We start from the raw sequence: 16,929 nt of genomic DNA, 5'->3' as shown, positions 1-16,929 counted from the left end.
ACACCGCACCGCATGGCCACGCTCGAACTGTTGCCCGCCGTCGACGTCGTCGACGGCCAGGCCGTCCGCCTCTTGCGCGGAGCGGCCGGGACCGAGACCGCGTACGGGACCCCGCGCGATGCCGCCCTCGCGTGGCAGCGCGACGGCGCGCAGTGGGTGCACATGGTCGACCTGGACGCGGCGTTCGGCCGCGGTGACAACCGCGCGCTGCTCGCCGACGTGATCGCCGAGCTCGACGTCGCCGTCGAGCTGTCCGGCGGCATCCGCGACGACGCCGCGCTCGAAGCGGCGCTGGCCACCGGCTGCCGGCGGGTCAACCTGGGCACGGCGGCCATCGAGAACCCGCAGTGGTGTGCCGCGGCCATCGCCGAGCACGGCGACAAGATCGCCGTCGGACTCGACGTGACCCCGGACGGCGACTCGTGGAAGCTGCGCGGGCGCGGCTGGGTGACCGAGGGCGGCGACCTGTGGGAGACGCTCGAGCGCCTCGACGGCGACGGGTGCGCGCGCTACGTCGTCACCGACGTCTCCAAGGACGGCACCCTCGCCGGTCCCAACCTCGAGCTGCTGGCCCAGGTCGCGGCGCGCACCGACGCCCCGATCGTGGCCTCCGGCGGCATCTCCGAGCTCGCCGACCTCACCGCGATTGCGGGGCTGTGCGACCGGGGCGTCGAAGGCGCCATCATCGGCAAGGCCCTGTACGCCGGGCGGTTCACGCTGCCCGAGGCGCTGGCGGCGGTGCGCGAGGCCCCCTGATGTCGCCCGAATCCACGACCACCGACGTCGCCCGCCTCGCCGAGGCGGCAGCGGCGGTGCTCGTCGACGCCGAGCCGGCCTTCCGGGCCGGTGTCGGCGCACCGGGCGTCGTGACCAAGGGGAGCAGCGACTTCGCCACCCAGGTCGACCTCGACCTGGAGCGGTTCCTCACCGCCGAACTGACCGCGCGGACCGGTGTGCCCTGCCACGGCGAGGAGTTCGGCGGGGCGCCCGTCGACGACGGCCTGGTCTGGATCATCGACCCGATCGACGGCACCTTCAACTACTCGACCGGCAACCCGCTGACCGGGATCCTCGTCGGCCTGTGCGGCGACGGCGAGCCGCTGGCGGGCCTGATCTCGCTGCCGCTGCTGGACCAGCGCTACACCGGCGTCGTCGGGTCCGGGGTGACCTGCAACGGCGAGCCGTGTCAGCCATTGGCCCCGGTGTCGCTCGCGGACGCGACCATCGGCTTCGGTTCGTTCAACGCACGGTCGAAAGGGCGCTACCCGGGCGCCAAGCGCGTCGACGTGCTCGCCGCGCTCAGCGGCCGCGTCGCCAAGATCCGGATGTCCGGCAGCATCGGCGTCGACCTCGCCTTCACCGCGGCCGGCACCTACTCCGGCGCCATCACCTTCGGTCACCACGCGTGGGACAACGCTGCCGGCGCGGCCCTGGTGCGTGCGGCCGGCGGCGTGGTCACCGACCTCGCCGGGGAGCCGTGGACCGTCGCGTCGCCGTCGCTCGTCGGTGCCGCACCCGGGCTGCACGAAGAATTGATCGAGCTGGTCGACGACGTCACCGGCCAGGATTGGGAGGTGTCATGACCGTCGCCGTGCGCGTCATCCCGTGCCTGGACGTCGACGACGGCCGGGTGGTCAAGGGCGTCAACTTCGAGAACCTGCGCGATGCGGGCGATCCGGTCGAACTCGCCGCCCGGTACAACGCCGAGGGGGCCGACGAGCTGACCTTCCTCGACGTCACGGCGTCGAGTTCGGGTCGCGCGACCATGATCGACGTGGTCAAGCGGACCGCGGACGAGATCTTCATCCCGCTCACCGTCGGCGGCGGCATCCGCGAGGTGTCCGACGTCGACGCCATGTTGCGCGCGGGCGCGGACAAGGTCAGCGTCAACACCGCCGCCATCGCCCGCCCCGAGGTGCTCAGCGAGATGAGCCGACGGTTCGGTGCGCAGTGCATCGTCCTGTCCGTCGACGCGCGCACCGTCCCCGACGGCGACCGTCCGACCCCGTCCGGGTGGGAGGTCACCACCCACGGCGGCCGGCGCGGCACCGGCATCGACGCGCTGGAGTGGGCCGCCCGCGGCCAAGAGCTCGGCGTCGGGGAGATCCTGCTCAACTCGATGGACGCCGACGGCACGAAAGCCGGCTTCGACATCGCCATGCTCACCGCGGTGCGGGCCGTCGTCGACGTGCCGGTCATCGCCAGCGGCGGCGCCGGGAAGGTCGGCGACTTCGCCCCCGCGGTGCGCGCCGGGGCCGACGCCGTGCTCGCGGCATCGGTGTTCCACTTCGGCGAGCTGACCATCGGGGCGGTGAAGTCCGCCCTGGCCGACGACGGCATCACGGTGCGGACCACCGGGATCGGAGACGCGCGATGAGCCGACCCGACGACACCCTCGACCCCGCGATCGCGGCGCGCCTCAAGCGCAACGCCGACGGCTTGATCGCGGCTGTCGCACAGGAGGAGGGCACCGGTATCGTCCTCATGCAGGCGTGGATGGACGATGTCGCGCTGGCCCGCACCCTCGCCACCGGCAAGGGCACCTACTACTCGCGCTCGCGCCAGCAGTACTGGGTCAAGGGCGAGACGAGCGGGCACACGCAGCGAGTGAAGTCGGTGCGGCTCGACTGCGACGGAGACACCGTGCTGCTCCTCGTCGAGCAGACCGGACCGGCCTGCCACACCGGCAACCACAGCTGCTTCGACACCGACGAACTGCTGCCACCGAAGGAGCGAGACTGACATGCCGCTGATCCAGATCTCCCAGACGCCGGGCCTGTCCGACGCCGTCAAGCGCGAGACGATCGCCGCGGTCACCGAGGCCTACGCGCGGGCCACCGGCAAGAACCCCGACGCCGTGTGGGTGACCATCACCGAGGTGCCGCGCAGCCAGTGGGGCGTCGGGGGCGAGCCGCTCGGATGACCAGCCGCGCCCACCTGACCACCACGACGCTCGAGCAGTTCCGCGACCTCGCCGTCGACCACCGGGTCGTCCCGGTGACCCGGCGCGTCCTCGCCGACGGCGAGACGCCGCTGTCGGCCTACGCGAAGCTCGCCGGCGACCGCCCGGGCACCTTCCTGCTCGAATCGGCCGAGAACGGCCGGTCCTGGTCGCGCTGGTCCTTCATCGGCGCCGGTTCGCCGGCGGCGCTGACCGTCGTCGACGGGGAGGCCAGCTGGTGGGGGAACACGCCGGCCGGTGCGCCCACCGGCGGTGATCCGCTGGCGGCCCTCGCGGCTTCGCTGCGGTTGTTGGCGACCGACCCGCTGCCGGACATGCCCCCGCTCACCGGCGGGTTCGTCGGCTTCCTGGCCTACGACATGGTGCGCCGCCTGGAACGGCTGCCGGAGACGACCGTCGACGACCTCGGCCTGCCCGACCTGTTCCTCCTGCTCGCCACCGATCTGGCCGCCGTCGACCACCACGAGGGCACCATCACGCTCATCGCCAACGCGGTGAACTGGAACGGCAGCGACGACAACGTCGACGAGGCCTATGCCGACGCCCTGGCCCGCCTGGACCGGATGACCGAGGCGCTGGCCGCGCCCGCGCCGTCGACGGTGGGCGTCTTCGACCGGCCGACGCCCGACTACACCGCCCAGCGCACCCTCGACGAGTACCGCGAGATCGTCGAGACCCTCGTCGGCGACATCGAGGCCGGCGAGGCATTCCAGGTCGTGCCGTCGATGCGGTTCGAGATGGACACCGACGCCGACCCGCTCGACGTTTACCGCGTGCTGCGCGCCTCCAACCCGAGTCCGTACATGTACCTGTTGCGCATGCCCGACACCGTCGGCGCCGGCGACAAACCGGTGACCATCGTCGGCAGCTCGCCCGAGGCGCTCGTCACCGTCACCGACGGCGTCGCCACCACACATCCGATCGCCGGAACGCGCTGGCGCGGCGACACCGAGGAGGAGGACCTGCTCCTGGGCAAGGACCTGATGGCCGACGAGAAGGAGAACGCCGAGCACCTCATGCTCGTCGACCTCGGCCGCAACGACCTCGGCCGCGTCTGCGAGCCCGGCACCGTCAAGGTCAGCGACTACCGCCGCCTGGAGCGCTACAGCCACGTCATGCACCTCGTCTCCACGGTGTCCGGCCGCTTGCGCGAGGACAAGACCGCGCTCGACGCGGTCACCGCCTGCTTCCCGGCCGGCACGCTCACCGGTGCGCCGAAGGTGCGGGCCATGGAGTTGATCGAGGAGCACGAGATCACCCGGCGCGGTCTCTACGGCGGCGTGGTCGGCTACCTCGACTTCGCCGGCGACGCCGACACCGCCATCGCGATCCGCACCGCGCTGCTCACCGACGGCAAGGCCTACGTGCAGGCCGGCGGCGGCGTCGTCGCCGACAGCCGGGCCGACTACGAGTACAACGAGGCCCGCAACAAGGCCACCGCCGTCCTCAACGCCATCGCCGCGGCGGGGACGATGACGAAGCTCGCCGACGGGGGAGCGCCGTGACCCGCCGCGCCGTCGTCGGCAAGGTTGCCGCCTCGGTCCTGCTGTTCCTCGGCGCCGTGGGCCTGTGGGTCGCCTCGCGCGTGGTCTGGGCCCGGATCGAGGCCGCCGACGGCCTGTCGCCGATGCGCCGCTTCGAGGTCACCGGCGGCGAGTGGAGCCCGTGGCTCACGCCCGTTGCGTTGTTGCTGCTGGCGGCGATCGCCCTTGTTTGGGCGCTGCGCGGCTGGGCGCTGCGGCTGCTTGCCATCCTGCTCGCCGTCTGCGCCGTCGTGACGGCGATTCCGGCGGTCTCGTTGATGACCAGTCCGCTGGGCAGCGACTACGCCGCACGCGCCATCGACCTGCCGCAGCGCTATCGGGTGCTGGTCACCGTCCCGACGACGTGGGCGCCGTGGATCGTGCTGGCGGCGTCGCTGTGCATCGCGGCGGCGGCCGTGTTCGCGTTGCGCGCGGCCCGCGGGGCCGGCATGTCGTCGAAGTACCAGTCACCCGCCGCCCGGCGCGAGGAGCTCGAGCGCCGGGTCTTCGCTGAGCACGACCGCCGTCGGCGCGATGAGGCCCGCGCGGCCGAAACGGGCGGCGCGAAGGAGTCGACGGACACCGACGGCGGCGAGCGGATCCTGTGGGACAGCCTCGACACCGGCGTCGACCCCACGGAGTAGGCCGAGCGGCCCGATCGCGGGCCACCCGGGCGAGCCGCCCCATTCGGGCGCGGCTACCCTTGTGACTCATCCAGTAGTCGCCCTGAAACGCGGGGCACCGACGGCGGGAGGTGAGACGCCGATGAGCGAGCAGACCGTACTCGAATCGATCATCGAGGGCGTCAAAGCCGACGTCGCGACCCGTGAAGCGGCCATCGACTACCCCGCGATCAAGAAGGCCTCCGAGCAGGCCCCGCCGCCGCGCGACGCGATCGCCGCCCTGCGCCAGCCGGGCATCGGCGTCATCGCCGAGGTGAAGCGCGCGAGCCCGTCGAAGGGCGAACTCGCCACCATTCCCGACCCCGCCGAGCTGGCCAAGGTCTACGAGGACGGGGGAGCGCGCATCATCAGCGTGCTGACCGAGGAACGCCGATTCCGCGGGTCGCTGGCCGACCTGGACGCGGTGCGCGCCGCCGTCGACCTGCCGGTGTTGCGCAAGGACTTCATCGTCGGTCCGTACCAGATTCACGAGGCCAGGGCGCACGGCGCCGACGTCATCCTGCTGATCGTCGCCGCGCTGGAGCAGAACGTCCTCGAATCGCTCCTGGACCGCACCGAGTCGCTCGGCATGACCGCCCTCGTCGAGGCCCACACCGAGGAAGAGGCCGACCGGGCCCTGCAGGCCGGGGCCAAGGTCGTCGGCATCAACGCCCGCAACCTCAAGACCCTCGAGGTCGACCGCGACTCGTTCGCCCGGATCGCACCCGGCCTGCCCACCGAGGTCATCAAGGTCGCCGAGTCCGGCGTCCGCGGCACCGCCGACCTGCTCGCGTACGCGGGGGCCGGGGCCGATGCCGTGCTCGTCGGCGAGGGCCTGGTCACCAGCGGCGACCCGCGCGCCGCCGTCGCCGAACTGGTCACCGCCGGCACGCACCCGTCGTGCCCCAAGCCCGTTCGTTAAATGGCCGCCGCCACCCCTGAGAACGCCTATCCGCCGGCGAGCGCCGGCGTGGCCAGCCGCACCTCCGTCGAGCCCGACGCCGGCGGCCACTGGGGCGACTACGGCGGGCGCCACGTTCCCGAGGCGCTGATGGCGGTCATCGACGAGGTCACCGCGACCTACGAGAAGATGCGCACCGACGACGCGTACCTGACCGAGTTGGACCGCCTGCAGCGCGACTACACCGGCCGTCCGTCACCCCTGTACGAGGCGACGCGGCTGAGCGGGGACGCGGGCGGCGCCCGCCTGTTCCTCAAGCGCGAGGACCTCAACCACACCGGTTCGCACAAGATCAACAACGTCCTCGGCCAGGCGCTGCTCGCCCAGCGGATGGGCAAGACCCGCGTCATCGCCGAGACCGGCGCCGGCCAGCACGGCGTCGCCACGGCCACCGCGTGCGCGCTGCTGGGCCTGGAGTGCCTGATCTACATGGGCCGCGTCGACACCGAGCGCCAGGCCCTCAACGTCGCCCGGATGCGCCTGCTCGGCGCCGAGGTCGTGGCCGTCGAGACCGGGTCGGCCACGCTCAAGGACGCCATCAACGAGGCACTGCGCGACTGGGTGACCAACGCGCACAACACCTACTACTGCTTCGGCACCGCCGCAGGGCCGCACCCGTTCCCGATGATGGTGCGCGACCTACAGCGGGTCGTCGGCCTGGAGGCCCGCGCCCAGATCCTCGAGCAGACCGGGCGCCTGCCCGCGGCCGTCACCGCCTGCGTCGGCGGCGGCTCCAACGCCATCGGGATCTTCCACCCCTTCCTCGACGACGCCGACGTCCGCCTGGTCGGCTTCGAAGCAGCGGGTGACGGCGTCGAGACTGGCCGGCACGCCGCGACGTTCACGGGCGGTTCGCCCGGGGCGTTCCAGGGCGCCTACTCGTACCTGCTGCAGGACGAGGACGGCCAGACCATCGAGTCGCACTCGATCTCCGCGGGCCTGGACTACCCGGGCGTCGGGCCCGAGCACGCCTACCTCAAGGACATCGGCCGCGCCGAATACCGCCCGGTCACCGACGTCGAGGCGATGGACGCGCTGCGCCTGCTGTCCCGGCGCGAGGGCATCATCCCGGCGATCGAATCGGCCCACGCCGTCGCCGGTGCGCTCACGCTCGGCCGCGAGCTCGGCAAGGACGCGATCATCGTCGTGAACCTGTCCGGTCGCGGCGACAAGGACGTCGACACCGCCGCCCGCTGGTTCGGCCTGTTCGACAAGCCGCCGTCGGAGACCGAGTACGCCGCCCGCCTCGCCGAGCAGCAGCGGGCCGCGCAGAAGCCGGAGGGCGAATGAGCACGACCGTGCCCGCATCCCGACTCGGCGACACCTTCGCCGCCTGCCGCGCCGACAACCGTGCCGCCCTGATCGGGTACTTCCCGGTCGGCTATCCGACGGTCGCCGACTCGCTGGAGTCGATGCGACTGATGGTCGAATCCGGCTGCGACATCGTCGAGATCGGCATCCCGTACTCCGACCCGGTCATGGACGGGCCGACCATCGCGAAGGCCACCCAGCTCGCCCTGGCCAATGGCAGCCGGGTGCGCGACGTCTTCGCCGCGACCGAGACGGTCGCCGCCGCCGGCGCGAAGCCGGTCGTCATGGTCTATTGGAACCTCGTGCTCAAGTACGGCGTCGACGCGTTCGCTCGCGATCTCGCGGCTGCCGGTGGGTTGGGCATCATCACCCCGAACCTCATCCCCGACGAGGGCGCCGAGTGGGAGGCCGCCTCCGACGCACACAGGCTCGACCGGATCTACCTGGTCGCGCCGTCGTCGACGCCCGAGCGCCTCGCGATGACCCTCGACCACTGTCGGGGCTTCGTCTACGCCTCGTCGACGATGGGTGTGACCGGGGCCCGCGACGCGGTCTCCGACCTCGCCCCCGAGTTGTGCGCCCGCATCCGCGCGGAGTCCGACATCCCCATCGGCGTCGGCCTGGGCGTCCGCAGCGGCCGGCAGGCCGCCGAGATCGCGTCGTATGCCGACGGTGTGATCGTCGGGTCGGCACTGGTCTCCGCTGCGGAGCAGGGGCCCGACGAATTGTCCGGACTGGTCGCCGAGCTGGCCGAGGGCGTGCGCGGCGAGTTCTGAGCGGTCGCGCTGAGCCGCCGCGTCGTCCGATACTGTGGGCCACGTGAATTCCGCTCAGGTGCTCGCCTACATCCCCAGTCCCAAGCAGGGCGTGTGGCCCATCGGCCCGATCAACCTCTTCGGCCATGAGTTCACGCTGCCCCTGCGCGCCTACGCGCTGTGCATCGTCGTGGGCATCCTGGTGGCGCTGTGGTGGGGTGCCAGGCGGTGGGCGGCCCGTGGCGGCGAGCGTGGCGAGGTCCTCGACGTGGCGATTTTCACCATCCCGTTCGGCCTGATCGGCGGTCGCGCCTACCACGTGCTGACCGACTGGCCGAAGTATTTCGGTCCCGAGGCGAAGAAGCCGTGGACCGAGGTGTTCAACATCCCCTCCGGCGGCCTGGGCATCTGGGGTGCCGTGGCGCTGGGCGCGGTCGGCGCCTGGATCGGCTGCCGCATCTACGGCATCAAGCTGCCCGCCTTCGCCGATGCGATCGCCCCGCCGCTGCTTCTTGCGCAGGGCATCGGCCGGCTCGGCAACTACTTCAACCAGGAGCTCGAGGGCCGGCCCACCACGCTGCCGTGGGGCTGGGAGCTCTACCACCGCGTGCCCGACCAGAACGGGATCCTCGTGTCCAACGGCACCGTGGAGAGCATCGTCCACCCGACGTTCCTCTACGAGATGCTGTGGAACTTCTTCTTCGTCATCGTGCTGTTGGTCGCCGACCGCTACCTGCGGCTCGGCCACGGCCGGCTGTTCGCGTTGTACGTGATGGGGTACTGCTTCGGCCGGTTCTTCGTCGAGCTGCTGCGCGACGACACCGCGTCCCACCCGTTCGGCATGGGCATCCGCGTCAACTCGATCGTCGCGATCGTCGTCTTCGGCTGCGCGCTGGCCTACTTCCTGGCCGCGCCGAAGGGGCGCGAGCTGGGGCTGTCGATGTACTGGCCGAAGAAGGCCAAGGAACTCGAGGCCGAGGGCCGCGTCGGCTACATCGATCCGTGGGCCCGCGACGAGCCCACCGACGAGGCGGCGAAGGCCGATGCGCCGAGTGAGCCCGAAACCGCGACGAGTGAGCCCGATGAGGATGAGGCGGCCGAGCCCGCGGCCGACGTCGTGGACGCAGACGACGAGGCCGAGGCAACACCCGAGCCGGAGCAAGAAGCCGAGCCGGAGCAAGAAGCCGAGCCGGAGCCGGAGCCGGAACCCGCCGTCACCGCGGCGCCCGTCGTCGCACCGGTCGCCGCGGAACCGGAGCCCGAGCAGCTGGCCTTCGTCCTCGACGACGATGTCCGCATCATCAGCGTCGCGCGGGAGATCGCGGCCCCGGCCGAGGCCATCTTCGCGGTGGTGTCCGATCCGGCAATGCACCCGGCGATCGACGGCCGCGGCACCGAAGTCGCAGCCGACGAGGGGCAGCAGGTCGGTGCCGTCGGCGATGTGTTCCGCGTGACCAACGCCAAGGGCAATCCACACGACAACAAGGTTGTCGAGTTCGAGCAGGACCGCCGCCTGGCGTGGCTGCCGTCGCGCGTCGGCGAGGAGCCGGCCGGCCACATCTGGCGCTGGACGCTCGAGCCCATCGACGCCGGCCGGACCACCGTCACGCACACCTACGACTGGACCGCCCTCGCTGACAGCGAGACCAAGCGCATCGAGTTGGCCAAGGCCACGACGCCGGACAACCTGCTGGAGACGCTGAACAAACTCGCGGAGGTCGTCGAACACGGCGGCACGCCGAAGAAGGCCGCCGCGGTGACGAAGTCTGCGAAGGCCCCCGCCAAGAAGGCTGCCGCCAAGAAGACGCCGGCCAAGAAGACCGCGGCGGTGAAGAAGACGGCCGTGAAGAAGGCAGCCGTGAAGAAGGCGGCCGTGAAGAAGTCGACGGCGACGAAGGCCGCGGTGAAGAAGGCCGCGCCGAAGAAGAGTGCGGACAGCCCCAACATCGTGCGCCGGTCCGAGGCTGAGTCGGAGGACTGACCGCCGGGATGAGAGCCCCGTCGCAGGCGGAGGTTTCACCGCGGTGAATCGTGTGTGACAGATGGTCGTCGCACCCGGGCGCGGCGCGGCGCGGGTCATCGGCGGGTCTACTCTGGCCGGTGTGAACGTCCGAACGAAGATCGTCTGCACCATGGGTCCGGCGACCGCATCCGTCGAGAACATCCGCGCCCTCGTCGACGCGGGCATGGACGTCGCCCGGCTGAACTTCAGCCACGGCACCCACGACGATCACGCGACGATGTACTCCCACGTGGAGCAGATCCGCGCGGAGACCGGGAAGTCCGTCGGCGTGCTCGCGGACCTGCAGGGCCCCAAGATCCGGCTCGGCGAGTTCGGCGGCGACGGCAAGACGGTGTGGAACACCGGTGAGACGGTGCGCATCACCGTCGACGACGTCATCGGCGACCACGACCGTGTCGGCACCACCTACAAGCAGCTCGCCCGCGACGCGCAGGTGGGCGACCGCCTGCTCGTCGACGACGGGAAGGTCGGCCTGACCGTCACCGACATCGACGGCCACGACGTGGTCTGCACGGTCACCGAGGGTGGTCCGGTCAGCAACCACAAGGGCCTGTCACTGCCGGGGATGGACGTGTCGGTGCCCGCGCTGTCGGAGAAGGACATCGCCGACCTGGAATTCGCGCTGCGGCTCGGCGTCGACCTCGTCGCGCTGTCCTTCGTGCGCAACCCGTCCGACGTCGAGCTCGTGCACGACGTGATGGACCGGGTCGGCCGGCGCGTGCCGGTGATCGCCAAGTTAGAGAAGCCGGAGGCGGTGGAGAACCTGGAGGCGATCGTGCTCGCCTTCGACGCGATCATGGTCGCGCGCGGCGACCTCGGCGTCGAGTTGCCGCTCGAAGAGGTGCCCCTGGTGCAGAAGCGGGCGATCCAGATGGCGCGCGAGAACGCCAAGCCGGTGATCGTCGCGACGCAGATGCTCGAGTCGATGATCGAGAACTCGCGGCCCACCCGCGCCGAGGCCTCCGATGTGGCCAACGCCGTCCTCGACGGCGCCGACGCCGTGATGTTGTCGGGGGAGACCTCGATCGGCAAGTACCCGGTGCAGGCCGTCGCCACGATGACCCGCATCTGCCGCGCGGTGGAGACCGGTCCGCGAACCGTGCCGCCGCTCGACCACTTGCCGCGCACCCGGCGCGGCGTGATCTCCTACGCGGCCCGCGACATCGGCGAGCGCCTGTCGGCCAAGGCCTTGGTCGCCTTCACCCAATCCGGCGACACGGTGCGCCGCCTGGCGCGACTGCACTCGCCGCTGCCACTGTTGGCGTTCACGCCGATCCCCGAGATCCGCAACCAGTTGGCGCTGAGCTGGGGGACCGAGACGTTCATCGTGAATCGCGTCGGCAACACCGACGAGATGATCGACGATGTCGACGAGGTCCTCCTCGGCACCGGACGCATGGAGCCGGGCGACACGGTCGTCATCGTCGCCGGGGCGCCGCCCGCGACCGTCGGGTCGACCAACATGATCCACGTCCACCGCATCGGCGAACAGGACCACTGAGTCCGGGTCAGGTCGTGGCGACGTAGATGGCGCGCGTCGCGACGTCGCCCAGGGTGATGCCCGGCTCGGCACCGTCGACGGTGACCGTCGTCGTTCCGGCGAACGGGCGCTTGTCGGCCACCCGCACCGAGCGGTCCAGCGCGATGCCGACCTCGTTGAAGTAGCGCAGCATGGCCGGATCGGTGTCGGAGATGCGCGCGATCACGCCCGACTCGCCGTCGGCGAGGTCGGCCAGCAGGCACACGTCGGGGCTGGCGATCTCGCCGCCGGGGGACGGGATCGGGTCGCCGTGCGGGTCGCGGCTCGGGTGGCCCAGTTTCGCGTCGATGCGCTCCATGAGGCGGTCGCTGACGGCGTGCTCGAGGACCTCGGCCTCGTCGTGGACCTCGTCCCACCCGTAGCCGAGCTCGGAGACGAGGTAGGTCTCCAGCAGCCGGTGGCGGCGGACCATGCCGACGGCGGCGCGGCGACCCTTGTCGGTGAGGGTGACGGCGCCGTACTTCTCGTGTTCGAGCAGGCCCTGCTCGGCCAGCTTGCGGATGCCCTCGGAGGCGGTCGACGGGGAGACCTCGAGCTTCTCGGCGATCATCGAGGTGGTGACCTTGACCTCGTCCCACTCGCGCGCCGTCCAGATCACCTTGAGGTAGTCCTCGGCGACGGCGGTCAGCTCGGAGCGTTCGTTCCCGCGTGGCATGGCGTTCAGTCTAGTGATGCCGCGGCGCCGATTCCCGTCGAGCAGCGGCGAGTAAGGTGATCGGCGTGTTGCGATGGCGAGGTCTCGATGACGTGCCACCCGATTGGGGGCGCTGTGTGGTCACCGTCGGCGTGTTCGACGGGGTGCACCGCGGGCACGCCCAGTTGATCAAGGCGGCGACCACCGCCGCGGCGGAGCGCGGGCTGCCGTCGGTCCTGATGACCTTCGACCCGCACCCGGCCGAGGTGGTCCGCCCGGGCACCCATCCGCCGCAGCTGTCGACGCTGACCCGGCGCGCCGAGCTGGCCGAGGAGATGGGCATCGACGTCTTCTGCGTCATGCCGTTCACGCCGGCGCTCGCCGCGCGCTCGCCCAAGGACTTCGTGCACGGCGTGCTGGTGGAGACGCTGCACGCCGCCGACGTCGTCGTCGGCGACAACTTCACCTTCGGCCACAAGGCGGCCGGCAACGTGGAGAAGCTCCGCGAGTTCGGGGAGCGCTTCGGCTTCGAGGTGCAGGCCGTCTCGCTGTTCGGCGAGCACGCGGTCACCTTCTCGTCGACCTACATCCGCTCCTGCGTCGCCGCCGGCGACGTGAGTTCGGCGGCCGAGGCGCTCGGCCGCCCGCACCGCGTCGAGGGCGTCGTCGTGCGCGGCGACGGCCGCGGCCGGGAACTGGGCTTCCCGACGGCCAACGTCGCCCCGCCGATGCACGCGGCCATCCCGGCCGACGGCGTGTACGCCTGCTGGTTCACCGTGATCGGCAAGGGCACGACCGTCGGCGAGGTCAAGCACGGCAAGCGGTATCCCGCTGCGGTGTCCGTCGGCACCAACCCCACGTTCTCCGGGCGCGCGCGCACCGTCGAGGCCTTCGTGCTGGACACGACGGCGGACCTCTACGGCCAGCACGTCGCCGTCGACTTCGTCGAGCGGATCCGCCCGATGGAGCGCTTCGACTCGATCGACGACCTGGTCAAGGCCATCGCCGAGGACGTCGACAAGACCCGCGTCATCCTCGTGCGCGACGAGGCGGGCTAGCCGGCCGACGGCGGTCCGGGCGGGGGCTGGTACCCGGCGGGCGGCGGCGGGTAGCCGGGCTGTCCGGGCTGCGGATATCCGGTGAACGGCGGTTGGGCCGTCGGCTCGCGGCGGCGCGTGCCGAGGAAGACCTGGATGGCACACCCGACGGCCAGCAGGCCGCCGACACCCATCATGACGTAGCTCCCGGTGGGGTCTTCGGCCTTCTTCTTCATGGCGGCGTAGTCGTATTCGGTGGACTTGCTGCCCTTGGTGCTCACACAGGTGTCCGTCGGGCTCATCGGCTTTCCGCCGCAGTTGACGTCGGTGTCGTCGAGCGTCGCGATGCCGCCGATGAACAGGGCGATCCCGGCGGCGACGCCGATCAGGAATTTCAGTGTCCGCATGGATGGCGATGCTACCGAGCGCGCGCCGACGCGAGTCTGACGATTGGATGAGGCCGGCCGGTGGTTTCCGGGGAGCGCACGATTTGGGCCCCGACCTGCGGCGCTGGTAGATTCATCGCTCGGTGCTGCTGCAGTCCGTGGCGGCGCACCTTCCCGCCGGTGGCGGGGATCTGGACACGGTACTGAAACACGAAGGAGCGCAGCCATGTCGCTGACCGCCGAAGAAAAGAAGGCCATCCTCTCCGAGTACGGCCTGCACGAGACCGACACCGGTTCCCCCGAGGCCCAGGTCGCCCTGCTGACCAAGCGGATCGAGGACCTCACCGAGCACCTCAAGCAGCACAAGCACGACCACCACAGCCGTCGTGGCCTCCTGCTGCTCGTCGGCCGACGCCGTCGCCTGCTCAAGTACGTCGCCAAGGTCGACGTCGAGCGCTACCGCGCGCTGATCGAGCGCCTCGGCCTGCGCCGCTAACCGCGCCAAGACCGATCCGGCCCGCACCACATCCGTGGTGCGGGTCGGATTCGTTTTCGGTCGGCGACTACTTCATGAGGTCCGGCGGCACCAGGCGGCCGGGCAACTCGTCGAGCGAGTCGATGATCGTGGCCCGCGCGGCCTCGGGGCGCAGCGCGTGCAGGTGGCCCCACGGCCCGCGACGGATGAGGATTGGGCACATGTGGGCGTCGGCTGCCGGCAGGACGTCGTTGTCGGTGCGATCGCCGACGTACGCGATCTCGTGCGGGGGCAGGCCGGCGAGATCAGCCACCGCCGTGAAGAAACCGGGGTGTGGCTTCTCGACGCCGAGCTCGGCGGAGTTGCGGATCTCGTCGACGGGCAGCTCCATCGCGCGCAGGGCGGCCAGCGCCTCGGGTGGCTGGTTGCCGGCGACGATGACGCGCAACCCGAGTTCGCGCAGCGCCGACAGGGCGCGCCGGACGTCGGGATAGAGGTCGTCGGCGTCGAAGGTGTTGCGCAGGCCGGTCGGATCCTCCTCGGCCCAGGCGGCCTCCTCGGCGGCCACGTCGAAACCCGGACGGATCGTCTCGAAAGCGCGGGCCACCGGCTGGTCATCGGCGGCGCAGGCGCCGACCAGGCCCAGCATCGTGAGCGGGGTGACGCCGAGGCGGTGCGCCCAGCGAGTCCAGATCCGCGATTCGTCGATCAGGGTCTCGCCGACGTCGAACACGACCGCGCGGATGGTGGGTGGCAGCATGCACGCGACCCTACGCTTCAGCGCCAGCCGAGCTCGGGCGCCACGTGCGTCAGGATCGACTCGATCACGTGGGCGTTGTACTCGACGCCCAGCTGGTTGGGCACGGTCAGCAGGAGCGTGTCGGCCGCGGCGATGGCCTCGTCCGCGCGCAGCTGCTCGATCAGCTCGTCCGGCTCGGCCGCGTACGACCGTCCGAAGCGGGCGGTGACGTTGTCGATGACGCCGACCTGGTCTTGGTCCTCGCGGCCGCGCATCCCGAAGAAGGCGCGGTCCTGATCGGTCACCAGCGCGAAGATGCTGCGGCTCACCGATACGCGCGGCTCGCGCTCGTGGCCGGCCTCGGTCCAGGCATCGCGGAACCGCTGGATCTGCTCGGCCTGCAGCTGGTGGAACGGAACCCCGGTGTCCTCGGTCAGCAGCGTCGAGCTCATCAGGTTCATGCCCTGCTGTGCCGTCCACTCGGCGGTGTCGCGGGTGCCCGCACCCCACCAGACGCGGTCGCGCAGGCCTGGGGACTGGGGCTCGATGCCGAGCGGTCCGGGCGGATTGGGGAACATCGGCCGGGGATTTGGCTGGGCGAAGCGGGCGCCGTCGACGGCCTGCAGGAAGACCGCCGTGTGCTCGCGCGCCATGTCGGCGTCGGTCGAGTCCTCGGCGGGGACGTAGCCGAAGTACTTGTAGCCGTCGATCACCTGCTCGGGCGATCCCCGGCTGATGCCCAGCTGCAGGCGCCCGCCGGCCAGCAGGTCCGCCGCGCCGGCGTCCTCGGCCATATACAACGGGTTCTCGTAGCGCATATCGACGACGCCCGTGCCGATCTCGATCGTCGACGTCCGGGCACCGATCGCGGCGAGCAGCGGGAACGGGGAGGCGAGTTGACGGGCGAAATGGTGGACGCGGAAGTACGCACCGTCCGCGCCGAGCTCCTCGGCCGCGACGGCCAACTCGACCGACTGCAGCAGGGCGTCGGAGGCCGATCGCACCTGGGAACCGGCGCCGGCCGACCAGTGGCCGAAGGACAGGAATCCGATCTTCTTCATATCACCACTAACCGGACCGTAGTCCGAATAATTCCACTTAGAACCCGACGTCGGCGATCAAGAGCACCGCGGACACGAACATCAGCGCGACCATCGTGTGAACGATGAATCGATCGCCCTTAACCTCGGCCATCCGTCCACCGGTGTAGCTGCCGACCAACGTCGCCGGGAGCATGACGAGGAGAACCTGCCATGCGATGAGCCCGGAGAACAGCAGAGTTGCGGTGATTGTGGTGTTCAGGACGATCTGCGACCAGCGCTTGGTGACGCTTGCCTCGGCAGCGGTCATGCCGAGCAGACCCATGAGTACCAGGTTCACCAGGGTGCCGACGCCGCCGCTGAAGATCCCCTGCAGCAGGAGTGCCGCGGTAAGCAGAGCCGTACCGACGACCTTTTGTCGCGTATCCGGGGTAAACGACTCCAGTCCGACGTGGTTGACGAGGGTGACCGGAATCATGGCGAGCAGCACAACGCCCAGCGCGATTCGGTAGTGCGAGCTGTCGAAGGCCTTGATGGCTACGGGAGCGACGAGCCCGACGGCGAGTGCCAGCGCTACGACGGGCAGCACTCGCCGCATCGACAAGCGTTCCCGTACCGACTTCATCGCGCGCAGGGAGCCGGTTGCCAGTGCCAATCCGTTGATTTTGCCGGTCGCGACCGCCTGCGCGGGCGTCAGCCCGAACACGATCAGCATTGGGGTCAACACGAATCCGCCGCCGCCGCCCGCAATGCCGCTGAATATCGACATCACCAGTGCAGCGCCGGCCAGCAGACACATCTGCCACCAATGCACCGATTCAGTCTAGGGACGCGGCGGCCCGGTAAAACGGGTGTTCGACCGTCTGGGTGATAAGCTACAA

19 protein-coding genes are annotated in these 16,929 nt (G+C 70.6%); 14 read left to right on the top strand and 5 right to left on the bottom strand.

The annotated features are described in order from the left end of the window. Positions 1–12: 12 nt before the first annotated feature. The 12 genes from priA (at position 13) to pyk (ending at position 11,698) form a co-directional block, all read left to right on the top strand. Positions 13–756 (top strand): bifunctional 1-(5-phosphoribosyl)-5-((5-phosphoribosylamino)methylideneamino)imidazole-4-carboxamide isomerase/phosphoribosylanthranilate isomerase PriA, encoded by a 744-nt coding sequence (gene priA, locus QM728_RS08565; RefSeq protein WP_415031605.1) that lies wholly within the window; start codon positions 13–15, stop codon positions 754–756. Further along, positions 756–1,583, top strand: coding sequence for an inositol monophosphatase family protein (locus tag QM728_RS08560; protein ID WP_415031604.1), 828 nt, complete (start codon positions 756–758; stop codon positions 1,581–1,583). The genes priA and QM728_RS08560 overlap by 1 nt, the downstream gene beginning before the upstream one ends. After that, positions 1,580–2,377 (top strand): imidazole glycerol phosphate synthase subunit HisF, encoded by a 798-nt coding sequence (gene hisF / locus QM728_RS08555; protein ID WP_415031603.1) that lies wholly within the window; start codon positions 1,580–1,582, stop codon positions 2,375–2,377. Before QM728_RS08560 ends, hisF begins: the two co-directional genes overlap by 4 nt. Continuing rightward, positions 2,374–2,742 (top strand): phosphoribosyl-AMP cyclohydrolase, encoded by a 369-nt coding sequence (gene hisI / locus QM728_RS08550; protein ID WP_415031602.1) that lies wholly within the window; start codon positions 2,374–2,376, stop codon positions 2,740–2,742. The genes hisF and hisI overlap by 4 nt, the downstream gene beginning before the upstream one ends. 1 nt (position 2,743) lies before the next feature. Then, positions 2,744–2,923: a tautomerase family protein gene (locus tag QM728_RS08545; RefSeq protein ID WP_415031601.1), complete on the top strand. Its 180-nt coding sequence runs from the start codon at positions 2,744–2,746 to the stop codon at positions 2,921–2,923. Continuing rightward, positions 2,920–4,467, top strand: coding sequence for an anthranilate synthase component I (locus QM728_RS08540; RefSeq protein WP_415031600.1), 1,548 nt, complete (start codon positions 2,920–2,922; stop codon positions 4,465–4,467). The genes QM728_RS08545 and QM728_RS08540 overlap by 4 nt, the downstream gene beginning before the upstream one ends. Next, positions 4,464–5,129, top strand: a complete 666-nt coding sequence (locus QM728_RS08535; RefSeq protein ID WP_415031599.1) for a TIGR02234 family membrane protein — start codon at positions 4,464–4,466, stop codon at positions 5,127–5,129. The genes QM728_RS08540 and QM728_RS08535 overlap by 4 nt, the downstream gene beginning before the upstream one ends. Positions 5,130–5,250: 121 nt before the next feature. Beyond that, positions 5,251–6,069 (top strand): indole-3-glycerol phosphate synthase TrpC, encoded by an 819-nt coding sequence (gene trpC, locus QM728_RS08530; RefSeq protein ID WP_415031598.1) that lies wholly within the window; start codon positions 5,251–5,253, stop codon positions 6,067–6,069. Further along, a complete protein-coding gene (trpB, locus tag QM728_RS08525; RefSeq protein WP_415031597.1) occupies positions 6,070–7,398 on the top strand; it encodes a tryptophan synthase subunit beta in 1,329 nt (442 codons plus the stop codon). Beyond that, positions 7,395–8,195, top strand: a complete 801-nt coding sequence (gene trpA / locus QM728_RS08520) for a tryptophan synthase subunit alpha (RefSeq protein WP_415031596.1) — start codon at positions 7,395–7,397, stop codon at positions 8,193–8,195. The genes trpB and trpA overlap by 4 nt, the downstream gene beginning before the upstream one ends. A gap of 43 nt (positions 8,196–8,238) precedes the next feature. After that, complete coding sequence (gene lgt / locus QM728_RS08515) at positions 8,239–10,155, top strand: prolipoprotein diacylglyceryl transferase (protein WP_415031595.1); 1,917 nt, start codon at positions 8,239–8,241, stop codon at positions 10,153–10,155. 121 nt (positions 10,156–10,276) lie between these two features. Then, positions 10,277–11,698 carry a pyruvate kinase gene (gene pyk / locus QM728_RS08510; protein ID WP_415031594.1) on the top strand — a complete coding sequence of 474 codons (1,422 nt, stop codon included), beginning with the start codon at positions 10,277–10,279 and terminating at the stop codon, positions 11,696–11,698. Between the two features lie 7 nt (positions 11,699–11,705). Here the strand turns inward: pyk and QM728_RS08505 are convergent, their stop codons facing one another. After that, on the bottom strand, positions 11,706–12,392 hold the full coding sequence (locus QM728_RS08505) for a metal-dependent transcriptional regulator (RefSeq protein WP_415031593.1): 687 nt from the start codon (positions 12,390–12,392) through the stop codon (positions 11,706–11,708). Positions 12,393–12,457: 65 nt separating this feature from the next. Here QM728_RS08505 and QM728_RS08500 point away from each other — a divergent pair, with 65 nt between their 5' ends. Next, positions 12,458–13,429 carry a bifunctional riboflavin kinase/FAD synthetase gene (locus QM728_RS08500; protein ID WP_415031592.1) on the top strand — a complete coding sequence of 324 codons (972 nt, stop codon included), beginning with the start codon at positions 12,458–12,460 and terminating at the stop codon, positions 13,427–13,429. On the opposite strand, the gene QM728_RS08495 is transcribed toward QM728_RS08500, so the two are convergent. Continuing rightward, a complete protein-coding gene (locus QM728_RS08495) occupies positions 13,426–13,815 on the bottom strand; it encodes a hypothetical protein (protein ID WP_415031591.1) in 390 nt (129 codons plus the stop codon). The two genes, QM728_RS08500 and QM728_RS08495, sit on opposite strands and share 4 nt — an antisense overlap. A 205-nt stretch (positions 13,816–14,020) precedes the next feature. Between QM728_RS08495 and rpsO the strand changes: the two genes are divergently transcribed. Continuing rightward, the gene (gene rpsO, locus QM728_RS08490) at positions 14,021–14,290 is read left to right on the top strand and encodes a 30S ribosomal protein S15 (RefSeq protein WP_415031590.1); all 270 of its coding nucleotides are present in this window, start codon (positions 14,021–14,023) and stop codon (positions 14,288–14,290) included. Positions 14,291–14,357: 67 nt separating this feature from the next. Here the strand turns inward: rpsO and QM728_RS08485 are convergent, their stop codons facing one another. From QM728_RS08485 to QM728_RS08475, 3 genes are read right to left on the bottom strand one after another with little or no spacing between them, the layout of a single operon-like run. Continuing rightward, positions 14,358–15,029 (bottom strand): HAD family hydrolase, encoded by a 672-nt coding sequence (locus tag QM728_RS08485; protein ID WP_415031589.1) that lies wholly within the window; start codon positions 15,027–15,029, stop codon positions 14,358–14,360. A 17-nt stretch (positions 15,030–15,046) separates the two neighbouring features. Next, positions 15,047–16,069, bottom strand: a complete 1,023-nt coding sequence (locus QM728_RS08480) for an LLM class flavin-dependent oxidoreductase (RefSeq protein WP_415031588.1) — start codon at positions 16,067–16,069, stop codon at positions 15,047–15,049. 37 nt (positions 16,070–16,106) lie between these two features. Continuing rightward, positions 16,107–16,862: a sulfite exporter TauE/SafE family protein gene (locus QM728_RS08475; protein ID WP_415031587.1), complete on the bottom strand. Its 756-nt coding sequence runs from the start codon at positions 16,860–16,862 to the stop codon at positions 16,107–16,109. Between the last annotated feature and the right edge of the window lie 67 nt (positions 16,863–16,929).

Source organism: Gordonia sp. (in: high G+C Gram-positive bacteria) (assembly GCF_047602025.1).
Lineage (GTDB): Bacteria > Actinomycetota > Actinomycetes > Mycobacteriales > Mycobacteriaceae > Gordonia.
Note: the sequence above shows the minus strand (reverse complement) of the source record. Positions and strands in the feature narration are given on the sequence as shown.